Consider the following 22,231-nt stretch of genomic DNA (forward strand, 5'->3'; position numbering starts at 1 on the left):
GCGCGATATTCCGTCCTCGCAGCCATCTTGCGCGGAAACGCCGCGCCCAGACCCGCTACAATCGCTGCCCGAGGTATTAGATGATGGCGTTTCGATAATGGGTTTTGGCTGGTTCGGATTTTCGACCTTGTGGCTTGTGCCGCTGGTGTGGCGACAGGTGGCGCGCCTGCTTGCCGGTGAGCGCCGTTTCTTTAGCGGACGCGGCACGCTGCGGGTCTGGCTCGGCACGCTGATCGTGCTGTGCGCGAGCGCTTCGCTCGAAGCGCTGACGGGGGCCGCGGGCGAGGCCGGCATGGCGGGCAGCACGTCCGGCGGCAGCGCCGGCCGTGCGCTGGGCGGCCTGGTTTCCGGCATGTTCGGCTGGAGCGCAAGCCTGCTGCTGATGCTGGGCGTGCTGGCGCTGGCCGCGCCGATGGTGTTCGGGGAAACCTGGCGCAGCCTGTTCCTGCGCAAGCCCGTCATGGCGGAGCCGGAAGAGGCGGATCCCGCGCCGTTGCGCACCCCCGCCCGTACCGCGCGCGAGCCGGACAACTGGGAGACCACGCACCTGGGCGCGATGCACGCCGCGGCGCCGGGCACGGCCGACCATGTACCGCGCCACAAGGGCATTGAAGCTGTTTCGGCGCGGCGCCAGCCCGTCTGGCAGCCGCCGGCGCGCACCCGTAATTCGCCGCCGCAGCCAGGCGAGATCTGGCTGCAGCAAGCCGGGCCGCCGGGAGCCGTCAAGCCGGAAGCGCCCGCGCCGGTGTCCGCGCCCGCCGCGGCCAGGCCTTCCCCCGCCAGGCCCGCGCCGGCGCGGGCAGCCACCCAGCCCCAGGCTGCCGCACGGACGGCGTCCGCGGCTGCCGCAGCCAGCGCGGCGGCGGCTGTGGCCACGCAGGCCCGCGCCACAACCAGCCCGGCCGCGGCGACGCCTGCGCGCGCGACCGTGGTCAGCAGCCCCTTCCGCCAGCCGCAGATGGGCTCGCGCTCGACGATTACGACGCTGCCCGAAGCCAACGCGCGGCCCGTCCAGCCCGTTGCCGCAACGACCGTGACAACCGCTGCCGTGGCACCGCCGCCCGCGGACGCCCAGGCGCGGCCAGCGCACGCGCCGGCCGCGCAGCCCGAGTCGGCGGGCACGCTGGATACCGGCGTGCTGGAAACCGGGGAAGCCATCGCAGTACTCGCCGAGGAGCCGCAGACGGTAGCCGTGCTGACCCCCGAGGACGTCGCCATGCCGGTCTCCGGACTTGCCGCCACCGTGCCCGGCGAGACTCCCGAGCCCGCCAAACTGCTTGCGAACGCCGCGAGGCAAGGCGATGCGCCATCCGTGACGCTGGAGGAGATCCGCCTGGAAGCCGAGGCGCTGATGGCGGAGCTGAAAGCACTGGCTGGTGGCCGTCGGCCGGCGTTGCCTGCCGTGCCGGCGTCGTCGCCGCAGGAGGCTGTGGCCGAGGCGCAGGCGGCATCCGCGCCATTGCCGGATGCCGCCATCGATGCCCCCGCCGAGGCGCCAATCGACGCGGTGAGCAATCCGGTGGCCACCGAAGCGGCCTTGGCCGCTGCCGAGGTACCGTCCAACGAGTTGCACGAAGCCTCCGCCGGAATCGTCACCGAGCCGGTTGCCGGGGATGCCGGACATGCTGTCGCTGTTGCTGAAGCCCAGGCGGAAGTGGCTGTCGAAGCCGAGCCGCGAACCAATTCCGTGGTCGTAGCCGCAGTTCAGCCCGAAGCCCAGGCAGAAGTTGCAGTCGAGGCTGATCCGCAAACCGATACCGCAGCCGTGGTCGCGGTCCAGCCTGAAGCCGGAGCCGAACCTGTAGCCGAGGCCCGGGCAGAAGCTGCGATCGAAGCCGATCCGCAAACCGATGCCGCAGCCGTGATCGCAGTCCAGCCTGAAGCCGGAGCCGAGCCTGTAGCCGAGGCCCGGGCAGAAGCTGCGATCGAAGCCGATCCGCAAATCGATGCCGCAGCCGTGGTCGCAGTCCAGCCTGAAGCCGGAGCCGAGCCTGAAGCCGAAGCTCAGGCAGAACCTGCGGTCGAAGCCGAGCCGCAAGCCGATGCCACAGCCGTGGTCGCAGTCCAGCCTGTAGCCGAAGCCGAGCCTGTAGCCGAAGCCCAGGCAGAAGTTGCTGTCGAAGCCGAGCCGCAGGCCGATGCCGCAGCCATGGTCGCAATCCAGCCTGAAGCCGGAGCCGAGCCCGTAGCCGAAGCTCAGGCAGAGGTCGCGGTCGAAGCCGAGCCGCAAACCAGCGCCGCGGCCCAGCCCGAAGCCGATGCCCCACTGGAAGAGATCGCCGATAGCGTTCTCGACGCCAACCTGCTGATCGAGCCCCGCGGCGAGGACAACGTCCCCGCTCCGGTGGCGGACGGTGCCACCGCCTCGGAGCCACCGCTATTGCCGGAAGCGGCCCCCGCCGCGCCAGCGCCCAAGCCGCGCATCGTGCTGCAGGCCGTGGTCGGTAAAGTCGTGGCCCTTGACCCCGTGCCGGGCGCAGCGGCGGCGGCTCCCGTGGCAACGGCAATGCCGGCATCCCTGGCCATCGCCGTCACGCCGGCGCCCGCGCGCATCTCGGACTACCGCCTGCCGGACCTCGCCCTGCTGGAAGCCGCCACGGCCGATGTCGAGCAGGTTACCGAGGAACGCCTGCAGGAAACCGGCAACCTGATCGCGCAGCGTCTGGCGGAGTTCAAGGTGCCGGTCTCGGTGGTAGGCGCATCGGCCGGTCCGGTGATCACGCGCTTCGAGGTGGATCCCGCCATGGGCGTGCGCGGCGCGCAGGTGGTGGGGCTGATGAAGGACCTGGCGCGCGCGCTGGGCGTGACCTCGATCCGCGTGGTGGAAACCATCCCCGGCAAGACCTGCATGGGGCTGGAGCTGCCCAACGCGCGGCGGCAGATGATCCGCCTGTCGGAGATCGTGGCCGCGTCATCCTTCCTCGGACACAACTCGAACCTGGTGCTGGCTATGGGGAAGGACATCACCGGCAACCCGGTGGTGACCGATCTCGCGCGCGCGCCGCACTTGCTGGTGGCTGGCACCACCGGCTCGGGCAAGTCCGTGGCGGTCAACGCCATGATCCTGTCCCTGCTGTACAAGGCCACGCCGGACGATGTGCGGCTGATCATGATCGACCCCAAGATGCTGGAACTGTCGGTCTACGAGGGCATTCCCCACCTGCTCGCGCCGGTGGTGACCGATATGAAGCAGGCCGCGCACGCGCTCAACTGGTGCGTGGGCGAAATGGAGAAGCGCTATCGCCTGATGTCGGCGCTGGGCGTGCGCAACCTGGCCGGCTTCAACCAGAAGATCCGTGCCGCCGAGGCCGTGGGCGAGCACGTGTCCAATCCGTTCTCGCTGACGCCCGACGCGCCCGAGCCCCTGCGCACGCTGCCGCTGATCGTGGTGGTGATCGACGAACTGGCCGACCTGATGATGGTGGCCGGCAAGAAGATCGAAGAGCTGATCGCGCGGCTGGCGCAGAAAGCGCGCGCGGCCGGCATCCACCTGATCCTGGCCACGCAGCGGCCGTCGGTGGACGTGATCACCGGCCTGATCAAGGCCAATATCCCGACCCGGGTGGCCTTCCAGGTCTCGTCCAAGATCGACTCGCGCACCATTCTCGACCAGATGGGCGCGGAAAGCCTGCTGGGGCAGGGCGACATGCTGTTCCTGCCGCCGGGTACCGGCTATCCGCAGCGAGTGCACGGCGCCTTTGTGGCCGACGACGAAGTGCACCGCGTGGTGGAGCACTGGAAGCAGTTCGGCGAGCCCGACTACGATGAAGCCATCCTCGCGGGCGACCCAGGCGAGGCCGCCGCCGCGGATCTGTTCGGCGAAGGCGGCGGCGACGTGGAAGCGGACCCGTTGTACGACGAAGCCGCCTCCTTCGTGCTCACCAGCCGCCGGGCCTCGATTTCGGCCGTGCAGCGCCAGTTGCGCATCGGCTATAACCGCGCCGCCCGGCTGATCGAGCAGATGGAAGTAGCCGGGCTGGTTTCGCCGATGGGCCGCAACGGCGCGCGCGATGTGCTCGCGCCGGGCGCGGGCGATTGAAAGCACGCAACGCGCAACGTGCAAGGGGAGACAGCGATGGATTCCACGACCAGCCCGCCGCCTGTGCCGCAGGGCAACCTGCTGGCGCAGGTGCCGGTCGACCGCGCGGCCGAGCGCTTCGATGCCTTGCTGGAACGGCCCGGCCTCAAGATCGAACGGATCGTCTCGAACGGTCAGGCCAGCCCGCCGGATTTCTGGTACGACAGCGCGCAGGATGAATGGGTGTTGCTGCTGAGCGGCAGCGCGGGGCTGCATATCGACGGCGAAGCCGCGGCGCGCGCGCTTGCGCCCGGCGACTGGCTGCATCTGCCGGCGCATTGCCGGCATCGGGTGGCGTGGACCGACGCGGATCGGCCCACGGTCTGGCTCGCGGTGCATTGCGAGCCGGCCGGGCAAGGCTGAGACGCCGGGCGCTTCGTCAAATGGAGCGCTGGCCGAAGCCAGCTGGTCTCATCGCCGCCCAGCTTCCTGGCCCACTGCCGGCCTGAAACGCGGACTCAGCCGCCCTCAACCGGAAATACCGGTTCTCCCAGATTCAGCATCAACCGGTTCGCCCACGCAAAGATCGCAATCGAGTGAATCAGGTCGAGGATCTCCGCATCGCTCACCCCTACCTCGCGCAACGCGCGCAGGCTATCGGCACTGACCGCGTCAGGCCGCTCGGTCAGCTCGATGGAAAACTGCGAAATCGCCTGTTCGCGCGCGGTGGTGCCCGCCGTGTGCGGGTCTTCGAAGACCTGGGTGATGACGTCGTTACGCTTGGCCAGCTGCTCGAAACGCTGCGCGTGCACCGACGCGCAGTACACGCAGCCATTCACCCGCGAAACCACCGTGCTGGCCAGTTCCCGCTCGGCGCGCGCCATGCCGCCCGGCGCATACATGATGGCGTTGAAGGCGGTGGAGCGCTGGCGCAGGATCTCGGGCTGATGCACCAGGAACAGGTAGTAGTCCGAAACCTTGGCCTTGGGATGGCTTTCCTCCAGCACCGCGACCTGCCCGGGCGTGGCCTGGTCCACCTGGACCACATCCAGCCAGGCCTTCCAGTCGAGCACTTCGTTGGTGAAGCCCTGGATCTTGATCGGTGCGCTCATGCTGCGGCCTCCTCGGATTGCAGTGTCTTCAGGGCCTTCAGGCCGGCCACCAGGCGCACCTGGTAGGAGAGGAATGCGATCAGCTGCGCAAGGGTCACTACGTCGGGCGTGGCCAGGCCAGCGGCGGGCAGCGTCTTGAGGGCAGCTTCGTCGCCGGCCACGGGGTTTTCGATCAGCGTGCGGGCAAAGGCGAGCATGGCGCGCAGGCGCGGATCGGCCAGCGACGCGGGATCGCCTTGCCCGGCGATCGCGACCAGCGCGGCATCGGCGCCGGCCTCGCCGAGCCGTTCGCGATAATGCGCGGCCAGCTCCGGCGCCGGCGTCAGGCGCGCGGCGTACAGCGCCACCAGCAGACGCTCGGTAAGTGCCAGGCCGGGCAGGGCGGGATCGAACAGGGCGTCGTAGCTGCCCTGCGTGGAGACGGCGACCTTGTCGCGCTGGTGGCGCAGCGCGTGGGTGGCGGAGCCGGCGGCAAGGCCGGCCACGCGGTCCACCAAGTCGGCGGTGGCTGTGTTGGTTTGGGTCATGATGGGCTCTCTGTCTTGACTCAGGGGTTTAGTCGTTCGGTGACGCTGGCACGGCCGGCGTGGCTGGCGACCGCGCGGGCCAGGAATTCGCGCACGCCGGTCCAGGACTCCTCATCCGCTATCGCGTTGGCCGCCGGCGTGCCGCCGGTGGTGCTGATCCGCCTGGAAACCGGATGGGCATAGACCATTTGCGTAGTCGGCACATAGGGGAACAGGATGGCATGGCCGGCTTCTTCGAAATCCAGATGCTCGACGTTATGCGGATGCCCGACCTCGGCCAGCTTGTCCGCCACCATGCGCGAATACAGGCTGGAGGGCCAGGAGCCATCGTCGGTGCCGGACAGCAGCATCACCGGTCCGCGGATGTCCTCCACGCGGATGCGGGCGCGCGCCACCGCGTCGGGATCCTGCAGCGCGGTCAGGATGGCGCGTTCGTGCCGGTGCGGCGCCGGGCCTTCGTCGAAGGGCGCCCAGCTCGCGGTACGGTTGTTCTCCCACACATGCGGCAGTGGCTTGCCGTGGTGCAGCCAGGCCGGGCCTTCGCGGCCGATGGCGGGGTCGGCGGCATTTTGCGCGCTGTGCACCACGGCGCCGGGCACATAGCCGATCACCGCGGAGACCAGCTCGGGGAAGGTCGCGCCCAGCAGCAGCACCAGTTCGCCGCCGCGGGACTGGCCTGACAGCGCGATGAAATCGCGCGCCGGCCGGACCCGCGCGCGAATCCAGCGCAGGCCGCGCTCGAAATATTCCAGCGGCGTGCCGGAGATATAGTCGGACAGGCCGGGCGCCTTGAAGTACGCCAGTGCCAGCGCCGCGTAACCACGCGAGGCGTAGAGCGCGGCGCGCGGTTCGTTGATGCCGCCGCCCGACCCGTTGAGCACCATCACCGCCGGATGCGGGCCCGGACCGGGTGGCAGGTAGAGCGTGCCGACCAGGCCGTCCTCGCGCACATCCGTGCGGGTCACGCCCGCGGCCGCCAGGCGCTGCACCAGCTCGCCGCGCGTCTCGCACATCTCGCCGCCGCCGGTACGCACAGTGATCTCGGTGACGAGCGGGCGGGTGGCATCCGCATGGAATGACTCCCGGCTGTCGCTGTCGACCGGGCGCTGCGACCAAAGCAGGCCCATCGGGCTGACGCCCGCGTAGCTCCCGGACGATGGCGCGTCGCGTTCCAGGTCGACCGTGCCGGCGGCGTCCGCCACGAACACCGCCTCGCTTGCCCAGGGAATCTCCCGGCCGCGCAGCGTGCGTGTGGAGATGGCGGCGATTTCGCCGGGGCACAGGCCCGACACGGCGATCCGGCGGGGAACGTCGATCAGGCCGTCGGCTGGCGTGATGGTAAGCAATGCCATATCCGCTCCGCCTTACTTGGCGTCGCGCGTGACCATCATCGCCGCGGTGCGGTCGCTGGTCATCGGCGCCACCTTCAGGCCCTTCCTGGCGGCCCAGATATTCTGGTAGTGGAACAGCGGCAGCACACCCACGTCGTCCGACACCAGCTTGACCGAGCGGCGCAGGATGGCCTCTCGCTTGGGCGCGTCGAACTCCGCGGTCGATTCGTCCAGCGCCTTGTCCACCGCCGGATTGCTGTAATGGCCCCAGTTGGAGGCGCCCAGGCCCTTCTTGGCGTCCACGGTGGCCAGGACGTTGACCAGCGCATAGCTGGCCTCGCCGGTGCCGTTGCCCCAGGCCAGCATGCTGACCGCGTACTCGTTCTTGTTGGCGCGGCCTGCATAGACGGACCAGGGCACGACTTCCACCTGGGTCTTGACGCCGATACGGGTCCAGAACTGCGCCACGGCCTGCGCGGTCTCGGGGCCTTGCGGATAGCGGTCGTTAGGCGCGTGGATGGTCAGCTTGAAGCCGTCCTTGAAGCTCGCCTCGGCCAGCAGCTTTTTGGCTTGCTCGGGATCGTAGGCAATCTCCTTGACTTCCGGGTTGTAGCCGAAGGTGTTCTTGGGCATCCACTGGCTGGCCACGCTGGCGGTGTTTTGCAGGATGCGGCCCACCACGGCCTGGCGGTTGATCGCCAGCGACAGCGCACGCCGCACGCGCACGTCCAGCAGCGGGTTCTTGTCCAGCGGCTTGCCTGCGTTGTCCGTGATGTACGGGTTGGGGCCGGGCTTGAAGCTCGGCTGCAGCAGCATGACACGCAGGCCGGCATAGGGAAAGACGCTGACGTTGGGCGACTGCTTGAGCTTGGCCAGGTCGGACACCGAGACCTTGTCGATGACATCGACGTCGCCGGACAGCAGCGCGGCGGTGCGGGCCGGGCCGTTGTTGATATAGCGGTAGTTGACCTGTTGCCAGCCAGGCTTGCCGCCCCAGTAGCCGTCATTGCGCGCCATCATCACGCGGTCGCCCGGCGTGTAGGAGATGAACTTGTACGGGCCGGTACCGACCACGGCGCGGCCGCTGTTGTAATCCTCGGTGCTGGCCTTTTCGCCCACATGCTTGCTGACGATATGGATCGAGGCCAGGTTCAGCGGCAGGTCCGGGTTCGGGATATTGGTCTTGATGACGAGCGTGTACGGGTCCTTGGCGGTCACCGATTCCACGGTGCGCAGATACCCCGAGAACGAAGCCACGCTGCCCGGCACGTTGCGCGCGCGCTGGTAGGAGAAGATCACGTCCTCCGCGCCGAAGGGCTTGCCGTCCTGCCACTTCACGTCGCGGCGCAGCCTGAACTCCCAAGTCTTGTCGTCCAGCGGCTTCCAGGATTGCGCCAGCCCCGGCTGCAGCTTGTTGTCCTTGTTCTCGATCAGCAGGTCCCAGAAGTGCAGGTCCACGGAGCGGTCGCCGGCGTGGTTGTTGAGCTGCGGGTCCAGCGAGGACAGCGGATCGGCGAAGCCGATCGACAGCGACTGGGCGGAGGCGGCACCGGCACACAGCATGGCCGCGATGGTGGTGCTGATCGAGAGGGACAGCAGGCGTTTCATAAGCGAATTTCCTCGGGGCGATGGGAACAATGGAAATGCGTTGGCAGCAAGGCTGGTGTCAGCCGCCGTCGTTCAGGTGGCAGGCGCTGAAGTGGTTCACTGCGATACCGCGCAGGCGTGGCACCTCGGTCCGGCAGCGCGCCATGGCATGCGGGCAGCGCGGATGGAAGTGGCAGCCCGGCGGCGGCGCCAGCGGGCTGGGAATCTCGCCCTTGATGGCGGTGAAGGTCTTGTGGCGCGAGTCCAGCCGGGGGATTTCGGCCAGCAGCGCCTGCGTGTACGGGTGACTGGCCTGGCGGAAGATCTCTTCCGTGGGTGCGCTCTCGACGACCCGGCCCAGGTACATGATGACCACGCGGTCCGACACATGCTCCACCACGCCAAGGTCGTGGCTGATAAACAGGTAGGTCAGGCCGAGTTGCTCGCGCAGGTCCATGAACAGGTTGAGCACCTGTGCCTGGATAGAAACGTCCAGCGCGGCCACGGCCTCGTCGCACACCAGCAGCTCCGGTTGCACGGCCAGCGCGCGGGCAATGCCGATGCGCTGGCGCTGGCCGCCGCTGAACTGGTGCGGGTAGCGCTGGCGCAGGGCCGGGTCCAGCCCGGCGCGTTCAAGCTGCGCGCTGACATAGTCGTCGAAGCCGGCCGCGTCCACCAGGCCGTGCAGGCGCGCGCCCTCGCCGACGATGCGGTCCACGCGCAAGCGCGGGTTCAGGCTGGCGTAGGGATCCTGGAACACCATCTGGATCTTGAGCCGCAATGCACGGCGGGCGCTGGCATCAAGGCCTTCGACCGCTAGTCCGTCCACGCGAATCTCGCCTGCCGATGGCTGCAGCAGGCCGGCCACCATGCGGCCGAGCGTGGACTTGCCGCAGCCGGATTCGCCGACCAGTCCCACCACCTCGCCGCGGCGGATCCGCAGGTCGACGCCATCCACGGCGTGCGTGACCGGTGCCGGTTCCGACCAGCCCAGCCGCCGCAGCGCGCGGCCGGGATAGTCGAAGCGGCCGGATGCCTGCTCGCCAAAGCGCTTGGCGAGATTGCTGGCCTCGATCAGGGCGGGCAATTGCGGCGGCTCGCCGGCAGCGTGTTCAGTCGGCTTCATGCGAACTCCGCGGTGACGGCCGGCTGGCCCGGGTGGAAGCAGCGCACCTGGCGCAATGCGTCCGGCGAAGTGATTGCCGGTGCCTGCCGGCAGGCCTCGGAGACACGCTGGCAGCGCGCCGCGAAGGCGCAGCCGGGCGGCATCGTCAGCAGGTTGGGCGTCATGCCGGGGATCTGGCGCAGCCGCTGGCCGCGCTTGTTCAAGCTCGGCAAGCTGCCGATCAGGCCGGCGGTGTAGGGGTGCAGCGGATGGTCCAGCACCGCATCGACCGGCCCTTGCTCGACGATGCGGCCGGCGTACATCACCGCCACCTCGTCGGCCAGGCCAGCCACGACGGACAGGTCGTGCGTGATCCAGATCAGCGCGGTACCGTGCTGGCGCGCCAGCTTCTGCACTTCGGACAGGATCTGCGCCTGGATGGTGACATCCAGCGCGGTGGTGGGCTCGTCGGCAATGATCAGGTCGGGCCGGTGGAGCATGGCGATGGCGATCGCCACACGCTGGCGCATGCCGCCGGAAAGCTGGTGCGGGTAGGCGCGCAGGCGTTCCTCCGGGCTGGGGATGCCCATCATCCCCAGCGTGTCGCGCGCCAGCTCGCGCGCCTGCTTGTGGCTCGCGGGGCTATGGGCACGTACCGCCTCGATCATCTGCGCGTCCACCCGCATCACCGGGTTGAGCGTCATCATCGGGTCCTGGAAGATCATGGCGATGCGGTTGCCCTGCAGCTGGCGCAGTTCGGCCGGCCGCATGCCGGTGAGCTCACGGCCCTGGAACAGGATCTCGCCGCCGACGATGCGCCCCGGCGCGTCCACCAGGCCCATGATGGAAAAGCCCGTCACGGACTTGCCGGAGCCGGATTCCCCCACCAGCCCGAGGATGCGGCCGCGCGGCACGGTGAAGGAGACGTCGTCCACCGCCGGCAGCACGCCGGCGCGGGTTTCGAAGTGCGTGCGCAGATGGCGGACTTCCAGCGTCGGCACGGTGTTGTCGCGGCTTGCCACCGTCATTTCTGCAATCTCGGGTTGAGCACGTCGCGCAGGCGGTCGCCCACCAGGTTGATGGCCACCACCGTGACCAGCAGCGCGATGCCGGGGAAAAAGCTGATCCAGTATTCGTCGGACAGCATGAACTGGTAGCCGTTGGCGATCAGCAGGCCAAGCGAGGGCTCCGTCACCGGCACGCCCAGGCCCAGGAAGGACAGCGTGGCCTCCAGCGTGATGGCGCGGGCCACCTGCAGCGAGCCGATCACGATCAGCGGCGGCAGGCAGTTCGGCAGGATATGGCCGACCACGATGCGCCAGTTGGAGATGCCCTGGCCGCGCGCCGCTTCCACGTATTCGCGCCGGCTCTCCACCAGCGCCTGGCCGCGCGCGGCGCGCGCATAGTAGGCCCACTCCAGGATCACCAGAGTCAGCACCACATTGAGCACGCCCTTGCCCAGGAAGGCCAGGATCATCATCGCCACCAGGATCGACGGGAAGGACAGCAGCAGGTCCACCGTGCGCATGATCACGCTGTCGACGCGGCCGCCGGCATAGGCGGCCAGCAAGCCGAGCAGGGTGCCGGCGATCCCGGCGATCAGCGCCGAACCCACGCCCACTGTCAGGCTGATGCGCAGGCCGTAGAGGATGCCGGAGAAGATATCGCGCCCCTGGCCGTCGGTGCCGAGCCAGTAGCTATAGGTGCCGGTGCCGCTCGCGGCGCCGGGCGCGAGGCGTGCGTCCATGACGTCGAGCTGCATCAGGTCGTAGGGATTCTGCGGCGTCACCAGCGGCGCGAAGACCGCCGCCAGCACCAGGATCGCCAGCAGCACCAGGCCGAATACGGCGGTACGCGAGGAAAAGAAGTCCGCCGCCACCCGGCGCCAGGGCGATTCCCGGCGCAGCGCCCGCGGATCGGCTTGCGCCGTGGAGGCGGCGTTGTCGATGGCGCTCATGCGGCAGCCTCCAGCCGCACGCGCGGGTCGAGCAGCTTGTACAGAACATCCACGATCAGGTTCAGCGTGACGAACAGGCACACCACCACGATCAGGTAGGAAACGATCACCGGCCGGTCCAGCGCGTTGATGCTGTCCAGGATCAGCTTGCCGGCGCCGGGCCAGGCGAAGATGTTCTCGGTCACCACCGCGAAGGCGATGGTCGAGCCGAACTCCAGTCCCAGCACCGTCACCAGCGGAATCATCGTATTGCGCAGCACATGGCCGAGGACCACGCGCCGCGGCGACAGGCCCTTGGCGCGGGCGAACTTGACCCAGTCCTGCGGCAGCACCTCGCGCACGCCGGCGCGCGTGAGCCGCAGCACCAGCGAGACCTTGAACAGCGACAGGTTGATGGCCGGCAGGATCAGGTGGCGCAGGCCGTCGGCGGTGAGCCACGACCACGGCACGCCCAGCCATTCGGCCGTGGCGCCGCGTCCGCCCGAAGGCAGCCAGCCAAGCCGCACGCTGAAGGCCATGATCAGCATCAGTCCCACCCAGAACGTAGGTAGCGAAAAGCCGACGATGCTGCCGGTCATCAGCACGCGCGACAGTGGATGCTCCGGGTACAGGCCGGCGAACAGCCCGAGCGGCACGCCCACCAGCACGGCCAGCAACAGCGCCGCCACCGCCAGCTCCAGCGTGGCCGGCAGCCGCTGCAGGATGAGCTGGATGGCCGGTACGTTATAGACCAGGCTGTTGCCCAGGTCGCCGCGCAGGGCGCCGTGCAGGAAGGCCAGGTACTGGCGCCAGAGCGGCTGGTCCAGCCCCAGCCGCGCAATGATGCGCGCGCGCTCGACCTGGTCCACGTCCTGTCCGATCAGGATGTCGACGGGGTTGCCGATCGCGTGCAGCCCGGCGAACACGATCACCGTCATCGCCAGCACGACCAGCAGCGACTGCGCCAGCCGGCGCGCCAGCCATCGGAGCGGCCAGCGGCTCATGATGCGTTCGCCGCGTCGGAAGGAATCGCCGGCGGCGGGCCGGCCGGCACCCACTCGTCCCCGAAGACCTCAGGTTCGGCGAAGGCTTCCATATTGGCGTAGTGCAGCGCCACGTCCTCCTGGTAGAGCAGGGCTGCGATGCCCTGGCCCAGGCGCCTGGCGCCGTCGCTGATGGCGGGAATGTCGCCCGAGACCGTGCCGTGCGACAACGCTGCCGGATAGCAGAAGCAGTGGATGCGCGACAGGCCCGGGCACGCGCCCGGCACTTTCTCGAGGAATTCGAAGGCCGGGCCAAGGTCCGGAGAGTCCGACAGCTCCTGGTCTTCCTGCCCCTCCCGCGGTGCGTAGCGGTCGCGCCAGTAGCGGATCTGGCCGGCAAACGCGGCGAATTCCTCGCGCGTTTCCAGCGCGATGCGGAAACCGGTCGAGACAATCAGGAAATCCAGCTCGAAGGCGCCCTTTGGCGTATGCGCCAGCAGCGCGTCGCCGGACTGCTCGATGCGCTCGATCGGGCAGCCCAGGTTGAAGCGCGCGTTCTCATGCCGCGACACCCGCAGCGTGCTGCCGCGCGGCGGCGGCACCTGCTGCTCGTTGATGTAATGGCGGATGCGCCATTTCCAGTCGTCCGGCAGGCCGGGGTGGCCGTGGGTGAGGCCGGGGTTGCCCGCGCCCTTGCCCTTGTTGATGCGCGGGATATCGGCGCGGCGGATCAGCAGGTCGACGCTGGCGGCGCCCGCTTCCAGCGCGGTAGCGGCGCTGTCCATGGCGGAGGCGCCGGCGCCGACCACGCCCACGCGCTTGCCGCGCAGGGTGCCGTAGTCGAACACATCGCTCGAATGCACCCAGCGCTCGCGCGGCAAGGTCTGGACAAAGGGCGGCACATGCGCGCCGCCCAGGCCGTCGCGGCCGGTGGCCAGCACCACGCGGCGCGCCAGCACGGTCTGCGCGCCGGCGGGCGAGCGGATTTCCAGCGCCACCAGGCCATCGGGGCGCGGCAGCACCCGCTCGACCACGTGGTCGTTGCGCACGTCCAGTTCCAGCACCTGGCGATACCAGCGCAGGTAATCCATCCACTGCAGGCGCGGGATCTTGTCCAGCGCGTCCCAGGCGGCGGTACCGAACTGGGCCTCGAACCAGGCGCGGAAAGTCAGGGCGGGCAGGCCCAGCGCCGGGCCGGTCAGTTGCTTCGGCGAGCGCAGCGTCTCCATGCGCGCCGTGGTGGCCCAGGGACCCTCGAAGCCGGCCGGGGAGCGGTCGAATATCCGTGCGTTGATGCCCAGGTGCTTGAGCGTAGCCGCTGCCGCCATGCCGGCCATGCCGCCGCCGATCACCGCAACATCCAGCACCGGCTCGCCATCGTGCGCGCGCGCAACGGTCCAGTTCCTGGCGGGCAGTTCCAGCCAGGACAGGTCCTGACGCAAGCGCGCTTCCAGCGCGGCGAGGCCTTCTGCGGCGGTGGCGGCGGTGGCAGCGGATATGGCCGGGATGGCTTCGGCAGGCAAGTTCATAGGTCGATGTGTTCGGTGTCGTGGGAGGCGCCGTTGGCGGCCTCGGTGGCCGCGGCGTCGCCATAAAGCGCTTGCAGCAGCGCGCCGTGCTGTTCCGGGCCGCGCTGGGTGAAATCGGGCAGCAAGTGGCGTGCCGCGGTGGCCAGCGTGTCGATCAGCGCCAGCACGGCGGCGCTGGCGGGCCTGGTCTGGGGGGTGATCACGCCAAAGTAGAAAGGAATATCGGCATCAATGGGGCGTACCACGATATCCGCCAGCGGCACGCCGCGCGCTGTCACCGGCTCCAGCACGGCGATCCCCAGTCCGGCACGTACGGCGGTGAGCGCATTGAGCGAGGAATTGGTGTCGATCAGCGCGGCCGGCTCCACCCCGGCACGGGCAAACGCCTCGTCCAGGCGGCGGCGTAGCCGGTAGGGGTTCTGCATGGTGACGATGCGCCGCCCGCTGCAGGCCGAGAGCGGGATGGTGGCGAGCGCCGCCAGCGGATCGTCGGCGCGTACCGCAGCCACGCAGGCAGCCTGCCCGATCCAGTGCACGGTGACGCCGCGATGCTCCAGGGGCAGGCTGGTCAGGCCGATCTCGGCCGCGCCGGTCAGCACCGAGTGCACGACTTTTTCCGGGGAGGCGCTGTTGATATGGATGTGGCTGGCGGTGCCGGTGCCCGCGGTGGCATGGTCCGGCCGGTTGCCGGCCAGCGCCAGGGGCAACAGGCCCGCCGCCAGGGCCGGCGTGGCGGCGATCTGCAGCGAGCGGTTTTCCTCGCGGGCGATTTCAGCGGCACGGGCCCGGATCTGCTGCAAGCCGACCAGCGCGTGCTCCACCTCCTCGTACAGCAGGAAGCCCCGCTCGGTGGGGCTGACGCGCGGCCCGCTGCGGGCGAACAGCGCAAAGCCGATCTCGCTCTCCAGTTCCTGGATCAGGCGTGTGATCGCCGGCTGGGAACGGCCCAGCAAGCGCCCCGCGGCGGTGACGCTGCCGCTGGTCATGACTGCCGCGAAGGCTTCCAGTTGCCGGATTTCCATGGGGGCGAGATGTCGTTGATGCTATGTATGTGTTTTCTGGATTCTCGCCCCGCCAGCATTCGGATTGCAAATACTATTTTCATATGTGCTCATGCGGTTGCATGGGGGAAGAGGAGCGGCTGGCGCGCCGTCGCCCCGGCACGGCGGGACGGGTGTCGATGCCGGCAAGCGGTGCGGAACCGGGGAGTGTGCCCTGCGCCGTGCCAGGCACGTATGATGGGAACCATGTCGGCACGGGAGGCCACGGGGCCTGCCTGGCGATGCAACAGGAGAGCGCATCATTTGAATCCCCTTCAAAGCTGCACGCGGGGCGCCACGCATGGCGATCGGTTCGGGCTTCCGGGAACCATGGCGGTGCTCGGCCATGTGCTGGTCGGGCTAGCGCTGCTCGCCGCGGCTGCCACGGTGTACGCCGACACGCTCCGGGTTGGCTCAAAGCGCTTTACCGAGTCCTATATCCTCGGGGAAATCCTTACCCAGACGGCTGCGGTCCAGGTCAGTGCCCAACACACGCCCGGCCTTGGCAACACGGCCATCGTGTTCGAAGCCCTCAAGGCCGGTAGCATCGACCTGTATCCGGATTACACCGGCACCGTTTCCAGCGAAATCCTCAAGCTGCCCCCAGGCGCCAGCCTGGAACAGATCAACCGGGCGCTGGCGCCGTTTGACCTGGCGGCTGGCATTCCACTCGGGTTCGAGAACACTTACGCACTGGCGGTGAGCGAGGCCAAGGCGAGCCAGCTTGGCCTGGCGGCGCTGGAAGACCTGGCCGCGCAGCCGCAACTGCGCCTGGGGTTGTCGCATGAATTTCTCGGCCGGGCGGATGGCTGGCCCGGGCTGGCGCAGCGCTATGGCCTGCGCCAGCGCCCCATGGGGCTGGATCACGGCGTTGCCTACGAAGCCCTGGCCAACGGGCAGGTCGATGCCATCGACATCTACTCGACCGACGCCAAGATTCGCAAGTACGGGCTGCGCGTGCTGACCGACGACCGGCACTACTTCCCGCGCTACGACGCCGTGGTGCTGTACCGGCGCGACCTGCCACAGCGCTTTCCGGCGGCCTGGCAGGCCTTGAATCGCCTGGAGGGAAAGATACACGCGCAAGACATGATCGCGATGAACGCGGCGGCTGAACTGGACGGGCAATCCTTCGCCACGGTAGCGCACGCCTTCCTGGCGAATGGCGGCGCCGCGGCGACTTCCGCCGAAGCGGGAGCCCGGCCAGACGCCCGCGCCGGACTCGCAGCCACCTTGTTCGGCCGCGATACCTTGCGCCTGACCAGGCGGCACCTGGCCCTGGTGCTTGGCGCCGTGGGCGCCGCCACCGTGCTGGGTGTGCCGCTGGCCATCGTGGCCGCACGCCGTCCCCGGCTGGGCCAGGCCTTGATGGCGGCGGTGAGCGTGCTGCAGACGGTGCCCTCGCTGGCCTTGCTGGCCCTGCTGATTCCGCTGCTGGGGCGCATTGGGGTATGGCCCGCCATGGTGGCGCTGTTCCTCTATGCGCTGCTGCCGATCGTGCGCAATACGCTGACGGGGCTGCAGCAAGTGCCCAGGGGGATGTGCGAGGCCGCGCGCGCCCTGGGTTTCAGGCCTGGCCAGGTGCTGCGCTACGTAGAGCTCCCGCTATCGATGCCGGTGCTGCTGGCCGGTATCAAGACAGCAGCCATCATCAGCGTGGGCACGGCCACCATAGCCGCCTTCGTCGGCGCCGGCGGCTACGGGGAACGCATCGCGACCGGGCTCGCGCTGAATGATCACGTCCTGCTGATGGCGGGCGCCATCCCGTCCGCGGTGCTTGCGCTCCTTGTGCAGGCGGGATTCGAACTTGGGGAATGGTACCTGGGCAGGCATGGCCGGGGCGGGACAGCCGCTTGAGCGGGTGGGCCCCTGCCTGCTCATGATTGCGCCTTCGCCAGCTCGCCCAGTCTGGCCACGGCCGCTTCCACGGCGTCGCTCCAAAGGTGGCCGTAGTTCAGGCGGATGCAATTGCGATAGCCTTGCCGTGCCGAGAAGATCGGGCCCGGCGCAATGCCAATGCCATGCTCGAGCGCGGCGCGGTGCAGGGCCAGCGCATCGAAGCCTTCGGCAAACTCCACCCACAGGAAATACCCGCCCGCGGGCTGGGAGACGCGTACCGATTCGGGGAAATGCCGGCCAATGGCGGCGATCAGTTGGCCCTGCTGCATCTCCAGCAGATGGCGCAGGCGCCTCAGGTGCTTGTCGTAGCCGCCGTTCTGCAGGTATTCCGCCAGCGCCACCTGCGTCGGCACGCCTGCCGACAGCGTGGTCATCAGCCGCAGCCGCTGGATCGCTTCGCCGAACCGCCCGGGCGCCACCCAGCCCACCCGGAAGCCCGGCGCCAGTGTCTTGGAAAACGAACTGCAATGCATGACCAGGCCCTCCTGGTCGAAGGCCTTGGCGGGCAGCGGGCAGCGGTTGCCGAAGTACAGCTCGCCGTACACATCGTCCTCGATCAGCGGTACGCGGTGGCGAGCCAGCAAAGCCACCAGCCGCTGCTTCCTGCCCTCGGACATGCTGGCGCCGAGCGGGTTCTGGAACTGCGTCATGAACCAGCAAGCCTTGATCGGGTGGCGCTTCAGGGCGGCATCCAGCGCGTCCAGGTCGATGCCTTCGCGCGGATCCACCGGGATCTCCACGGCCCGCAAACGTAGCCGCTCCAGCGCCTGCAGGGCAGCATAGAAACCGGGCGACTCGATGGCCACCACGTCGCCAGGCTGGGTCACGGCCATCAGGCACAGGTTGAGCGCTTCGAGCGCACCGTTGGTGACGACGATTTCCTCGGTGGGTTGCGGGGCTCCCGCGCCAAGGTAGCGCAAGCCGATCTGCTGGCGCAGGGCCAGATGCCCGGCCGGCATGTCGTTCACGGAATACCAGGGATCGAGTTCGCGCCCGGCGCGGGCCAGCGACTTGCCCAGGCGCTCCCAGGGAAACAGCTCGGGCGAAGGGAAGGCCGAGCCGAGCTGGACAAGCTGAGGATCGCGCGCGGCATCGAGCACGGAGAACACCAGCTTGGAGATATCGACGTCGGTCGAGACCTGGTGCGAGCGGCGCACCGCCGGCTGCGGCAGCGGCCGCCCCACCGGTCCCGTCACGTAGTAGCCGGAGCGCTCGCGCGCCCGTACCAGCCCGCGTTCCTCCAGCCGGTAGTACGCCTGGAACGCGGTGGAAGGGCTCACGCCATACTGCGCCACCGTCTTGCGGATCGACGGCATCTTGGTGCCGGGCGGCAGGTTGCCGCTGCGGATGTCCTTGGCCAGCGTTTCCGCCAGCTCTTCGTAGCGCTTCATGGGGCAGGGGGGCAGGGGTCTACAAATGCCTGATCGTCAAACTGATACGCAAAATTATCGCAGATCTGATTCTGTTATTACTTGCCAGCCACGGCCATAATGCGCCGTAACTAGTAAAAGCCATGCCGTTGCACGGTCGGCCGCCCCCCGGACGTACGGTCATGCGATGTGTGGCAAGCATGCAAGGAAGACGGAAATGAACCCCTTGAGATTGGTGATTACGGTGTTGTGGGGATTTTTTGGCCTGCGCAAGGGCCAGGAACATATGCGCGACCTGCAGGCGGTGCGGCCGGTGCCGCTGATCCTGACCGGCGTGGCGCTGGCGGCGGGCCTCGTGCTGCTGCTTGTGTCGCTGGCGCACTGGGCGGTGTCCCACGCCTGAAGCGCGGGCGCGCCAGTTCATCCCGCATCCGCAGGGCCGCCCAGGTCTGCAACCATGATGCTCTGCCCGCCGCGCGCGGGCTGCGCACGCTTGCCGCACGGAACGCCATCGCGGCGCTTAAAACGACAATCAGCCCCATGAGCCTTGCCACAAGGCGGTTCTCCGCTACCGCCGCCGCCGTCGCCGGCACCATTTCCGCCTTTGCGCGCAGGCACTTGCGCAGCGCTGCCGCCGCCTTCGCCGCCTTGCTGCTGGCGCCATGCCTCGCGGCTGCGGCGGACGCCCCCGGCGCGGCGCAGATCGAGCGTGGCCGCTACCTGGCCAAGGTGGCCAACTGCGCCGCCTGCCACACCAGCCCCGGTGGCGCGCCCTTTGCCGGCGGATTGCCGTTGAAGACCGGCGTGGGCACCGTCTATTCCACCAACATTACGCCGGATGCCGAGAGCGGCATCGGCGCCTACACGTTCGAGGAGTTCGACCGCGCGCTGCGTGAGGGCGTGGCGAAGCACGGCAAGCGGCTTTATCCCGCCATGCCTTACCCGTCGTATGCCCGCCTCGCCGAACCGGACGTGCAGGCGCTCTATGCCTACTTGCGCACCGAAGTAAAAGCCGTGCGGCAGGAAACCGCCGAACCCGAGATGCGCTGGCCGTTCGGCATGCGCTGGCTGCTGCGCGTCTGGAACTGGCTGTTCCTCGAAACCGGGCCGGTGCGCAACGATGCCAGCCAGAGTGCAGCGTGGAATCGCGGCGCCTACCTGGTACAAGCGGTGGCCCACTGCGGCGCCTGCCATACGCCGCGCGGCGCGCTGATGGCCGAGAAGGGGCTGGATGAACGCAGCCGGCATTTCCTGGCCGGCGCCAGCGTGGAAGGCTGGGCTTCCACCAACCTGCGGGGCGACCCGCGTACGGGGCTGGGCAGCTGGTCGCGCGAAGACATTGCCGAATATCTGCATACCGGGCGCAATGCGCATGCGACTTCGTTCGGGCCGATGTCCGGGGTGATCGCATCGTCCACGCAGTTCATGAGCCGCCCGGATCTGGATGCCGTTGCCGTGTATCTCAAGTCGGTGCCCGGCACGCGCAGCGACGAGACACCCTACGTCTATGATGCCGGCACCGCCGACATGCTCGCGCAGGGCCGCTTCGACGCCACCGGCGCGCGCCAGTACGCCGAATTCTGCATGCCTTGCCATGGCGCCAACGGCAAGGGCTTTGCCCGCGTCTTCCCGCCATTGGCGGGCAATCCGACCGTGGTGGATCCTGATCCGTCCTCGCTGGCCAACCTGCTGCTCGACGGCGCCGTGACCGCGCACGTGGGCACGGCGGCTACCGATTACCACATGCCCGGCTATGGCTGGACGCTGGACAACCAGGAGCTGGCGAACGTGCTGACCTTTATCCGCACCGGCTGGGGCAATCGCGCCAGCCCTGTAGCGGAAGGGGCGATAGCCGCGCGCCGCGCCGAACTGGGCCGTCAGCGCGACACCGCTGAGCGCCGTTGAGCCCGCGCCACCCAAACCAAGCGAACGATATTGCCATGACCATCACGCGCAGAGACTTTCTCAACGGCGCCGCACTCACCATCGCCGCGGGGCTGGCGCCGTCCCAGCTCTTGCAGGCCGCTGAACGCAGCGCCGGCTATCCCCCGGCGCTGACCGGGCTGCGCGGCAACCATGCGGGCACCTACACGCTTGCGCACAGCCTGGCCCGCGAAGGCGCCAAATACCCTGCCGTGATGGCGCGCGAAGTCTTCGACCTGGTGGTGGTGGGCGGTGGCCTCAGCGGGCTGGCGGCGGCGTGGTTCTACCAGCGCCGCTTCGGCGCCGGCAAACGCATCCTGATCCTCGACAACCACGACGATTTCGGTGGCCATGCCAAGCGCAACGAGTTCACGGTACGCGGACAGAAACTGGTGACGTACGGCGGCAGCGCCGAGATGCCGCCGACCGCGCTCGACAGCCGCGCGGTAGCCACGCTGCTGGCCGGGCTCGGCGTGGATCCCAAGCGCCATCAGGCCGCCGAACGCGACCTGTATCGCGAGCTGGGCATGGGCCGCTCGGTCTTCTTCGACGCGGAACACTTTGGCCGTGACCAGTTGCTTGCCGGCGATCCGTTTGCCAGCCAGATCGATGCCCGCAATACCGGGGCGCAGCCGGCCAGTGCCGCGGCGTTCAAAGCCTTCCTGGACAAGACGCCGCTGCCGCAGCAGGACCGCGACGCGTTGGCGCGCCTGGCCGATGGCGGCACGGATTACCTGGCGGGCATGGGCGAGGGCGAGCGGCTGGCTTACCTGAAGCGCACCAGTTACGCGGCCTTCCTGCGCGAGAAGGCCGGCGTGGGTCTCGACGGCCAGCGCTTTTTCCGCAGCCGCAGCAACGATGCCTATGCCCTGGACGCCGACGGCGTATCGCTGTTCGACGCGCTGGCCATCGGCTTGCCGGGCGGCAAGAACATGCCGCCGCCCAGCCTCAATCCACGCCTTGGCAAGTCGCCCGCATCGAAGCTCTGGTTTGCCGATGGCAATGCCACGCTGGCGCGGCTGCTGGTGCGGAACATGATCCCGGGCGTGACGAAGTCCGGCAGCCCCGATGACATCGGCGCGGCCGGTTTCGACTACAGCCGGCTCGATACCGACGATTCCAAGGTACGGGTACGCCTGAACAGCACGGCCATCGCCATCGAGCCGGACCAGCGCATCACGCGCGTGACCTATGGCTGGAGCGGCAACCTGCACCGGGTCGAAGCCGCGCACGTGGTGCTGGCCGGCTACAACATGATGATCCCGTTCATCATGCCCGGCCTGCCGGCGCCCCAAAAGCAGGCCCTGCGCTCCGACGTGAAGGCCCCGGTGGTCTACACCAAGGTGGCGCTGGACAACTGGCGCGCCTTCGAGGCGCTCAAGACCAGCCGCATCCATGCGCCGGCCATGGCCTACACCGACCTGTGGCTGGAGAAGCCGGCCGGCGCGCGCCCGGCGGACCCGGTGGTGCTGCACATGCTCTATGTGCCCACCGTGCCGGACAGCGGGATGCAGGCGCGCGAACGCTTCCGCGCCGGGCGGGCTTTCCTGCTTGGTACGCCGTTCGGCGAACTGGAGAAGGGTATCCGCAGCCAGCTAGACCGCATGCTGGCGCCCGGCGGCTTCGCCGGCAAGGATGTGATTCGCGGCATCACCGTCAACCGCTGGGCGCACGGCTACAGCTATATGCCCAACAGCCTGTTCGAGGAGGAGGCGGCAGCGCAGGCCGTGCTGGATCGCTCGCGCGCCAGCGCGGGCAATGTGGTGATCGCTAACAGCGATAGCGCGGGCAGCCCTTCGCTGACAGCCGCCATCGACCAGGCGTGGAAGGCGGTCGGGGAGCTGGCGGGCTGATTTCGGGCCTGGGCGGGG

At 68.8% G+C, this 22,231-nt stretch carries 15 protein-coding genes and 1 pseudogene; 6 read left to right on the top strand and 10 right to left on the bottom strand.

Annotated elements, in window-relative coordinates; translation table 11 throughout:
• Positions 1-97: 97 nt before the first annotated feature.
• Positions 98-4,039 carry an FtsK/SpoIIIE family DNA translocase gene (locus tag AC1DS6_RS00425; protein ID WP_477101699.1) on the top strand — a complete coding sequence of 1,314 codons (3,942 nt, stop codon included), beginning with the start codon at positions 98-100 and terminating at the stop codon, positions 4,037-4,039.
• 36 nt (positions 4,040-4,075) lie between these two features.
• Positions 4,076-4,441: a cupin domain-containing protein gene (locus AC1DS6_RS00430; protein WP_441628022.1), complete on the top strand. Its 366-nt coding sequence runs from the start codon at positions 4,076-4,078 to the stop codon at positions 4,439-4,441.
• A gap of 95 nt (positions 4,442-4,536) precedes the next feature.
• Here the strand turns inward: AC1DS6_RS00430 and AC1DS6_RS00435 are convergent.
• From AC1DS6_RS00435 to AC1DS6_RS00475, 9 genes and pseudogenes are all read right to left on the bottom strand, one after another.
• A pseudogene (locus AC1DS6_RS00435) lies at positions 4,537-5,657 on the bottom strand (CMD domain protein).
• Positions 5,658-5,677: 20 nt separating this feature from the next.
• A complete protein-coding gene (locus AC1DS6_RS00440) occupies positions 5,678-7,009 on the bottom strand; it encodes an acyl-CoA thioester hydrolase/BAAT C-terminal domain-containing protein (RefSeq protein WP_441628020.1) in 1,332 nt (443 codons plus the stop codon).
• A gap of 12 nt (positions 7,010-7,021) precedes the next feature.
• Positions 7,022-8,596: an ABC transporter substrate-binding protein gene (locus tag AC1DS6_RS00445; protein WP_477101700.1), complete on the bottom strand. Its 1,575-nt coding sequence runs from the start codon at positions 8,594-8,596 to the stop codon at positions 7,022-7,024.
• A 58-nt stretch (positions 8,597-8,654) separates the two neighbouring features.
• A complete protein-coding gene (locus AC1DS6_RS00450; RefSeq protein ID WP_477101701.1) occupies positions 8,655-9,701 on the bottom strand; it encodes an ABC transporter ATP-binding protein in 1,047 nt (348 codons plus the stop codon).
• Positions 9,698-10,708: an ABC transporter ATP-binding protein gene (locus AC1DS6_RS00455; protein WP_441628014.1), complete on the bottom strand. Its 1,011-nt coding sequence runs from the start codon at positions 10,706-10,708 to the stop codon at positions 9,698-9,700. Before AC1DS6_RS00455 ends, AC1DS6_RS00450 begins: the two co-directional genes overlap by 4 nt.
• Positions 10,705-11,637 carry an ABC transporter permease gene (locus AC1DS6_RS00460; protein WP_441628012.1) on the bottom strand — a complete coding sequence of 311 codons (933 nt, stop codon included), beginning with the start codon at positions 11,635-11,637 and terminating at the stop codon, positions 10,705-10,707. Before AC1DS6_RS00460 ends, AC1DS6_RS00455 begins: the two co-directional genes overlap by 4 nt.
• Positions 11,634-12,620 (bottom strand): ABC transporter permease, encoded by a 987-nt coding sequence (locus tag AC1DS6_RS00465; RefSeq protein ID WP_441628010.1) that lies wholly within the window; start codon positions 12,618-12,620, stop codon positions 11,634-11,636. Before AC1DS6_RS00465 ends, AC1DS6_RS00460 begins: the two co-directional genes overlap by 4 nt.
• The gene (locus tag AC1DS6_RS00470) at positions 12,617-14,128 is read right to left on the bottom strand and encodes an NAD(P)-binding domain-containing protein (protein ID WP_441628008.1); all 1,512 of its coding nucleotides are present in this window, start codon (positions 14,126-14,128) and stop codon (positions 12,617-12,619) included. Before AC1DS6_RS00470 ends, AC1DS6_RS00465 begins: the two co-directional genes overlap by 4 nt.
• Entirely contained in the window at positions 14,125-15,150 is a 1,026-nt protein-coding gene (locus AC1DS6_RS00475; RefSeq protein WP_477101702.1) for a LysR family transcriptional regulator, read from the bottom strand. The genes AC1DS6_RS00470 and AC1DS6_RS00475 overlap by 4 nt, the downstream gene beginning before the upstream one ends.
• A 348-nt stretch (positions 15,151-15,498) precedes the next feature.
• On the opposite strand from AC1DS6_RS00475, the gene AC1DS6_RS00480 reads away from it, so the two are divergent.
• The gene (locus AC1DS6_RS00480; RefSeq protein WP_477101769.1) at positions 15,499-17,025 is read left to right on the top strand and encodes an ABC transporter permease/substrate-binding protein; all 1,527 of its coding nucleotides are present in this window, start codon (positions 15,499-15,501) and stop codon (positions 17,023-17,025) included.
• Positions 17,026-17,045: 20 nt separating this feature from the next.
• Here the strand turns inward: AC1DS6_RS00480 and AC1DS6_RS00485 are convergent, their stop codons facing one another.
• The gene (locus AC1DS6_RS00485) at positions 17,046-18,458 is read right to left on the bottom strand and encodes an aminotransferase-like domain-containing protein (RefSeq protein ID WP_441628004.1); all 1,413 of its coding nucleotides are present in this window, start codon (positions 18,456-18,458) and stop codon (positions 17,046-17,048) included.
• A gap of 196 nt (positions 18,459-18,654) precedes the next feature.
• Here AC1DS6_RS00485 and AC1DS6_RS00490 point away from each other — a divergent pair, with 196 nt between their 5' ends.
• From AC1DS6_RS00490 to AC1DS6_RS00500, 3 genes are all read left to right on the top strand, one after another.
• Positions 18,655-18,840, top strand: coding sequence for a DUF2970 domain-containing protein (locus tag AC1DS6_RS00490; protein WP_441628002.1), 186 nt, complete (start codon positions 18,655-18,657; stop codon positions 18,838-18,840).
• A gap of 137 nt (positions 18,841-18,977) precedes the next feature.
• Positions 18,978-20,342 (top strand): c-type cytochrome, encoded by a 1,365-nt coding sequence (locus tag AC1DS6_RS00495; RefSeq protein WP_477101703.1) that lies wholly within the window; start codon positions 18,978-18,980, stop codon positions 20,340-20,342.
• A 35-nt stretch (positions 20,343-20,377) separates the two neighbouring features.
• Positions 20,378-22,213, top strand: coding sequence for a flavin monoamine oxidase family protein (locus AC1DS6_RS00500; RefSeq protein ID WP_477101704.1), 1,836 nt, complete (start codon positions 20,378-20,380; stop codon positions 22,211-22,213).
• Positions 22,214-22,231 lie beyond the last annotated feature (18 nt).

It is taken from the genome of Cupriavidus sp. 05L310 (assembly GCF_056398185.1).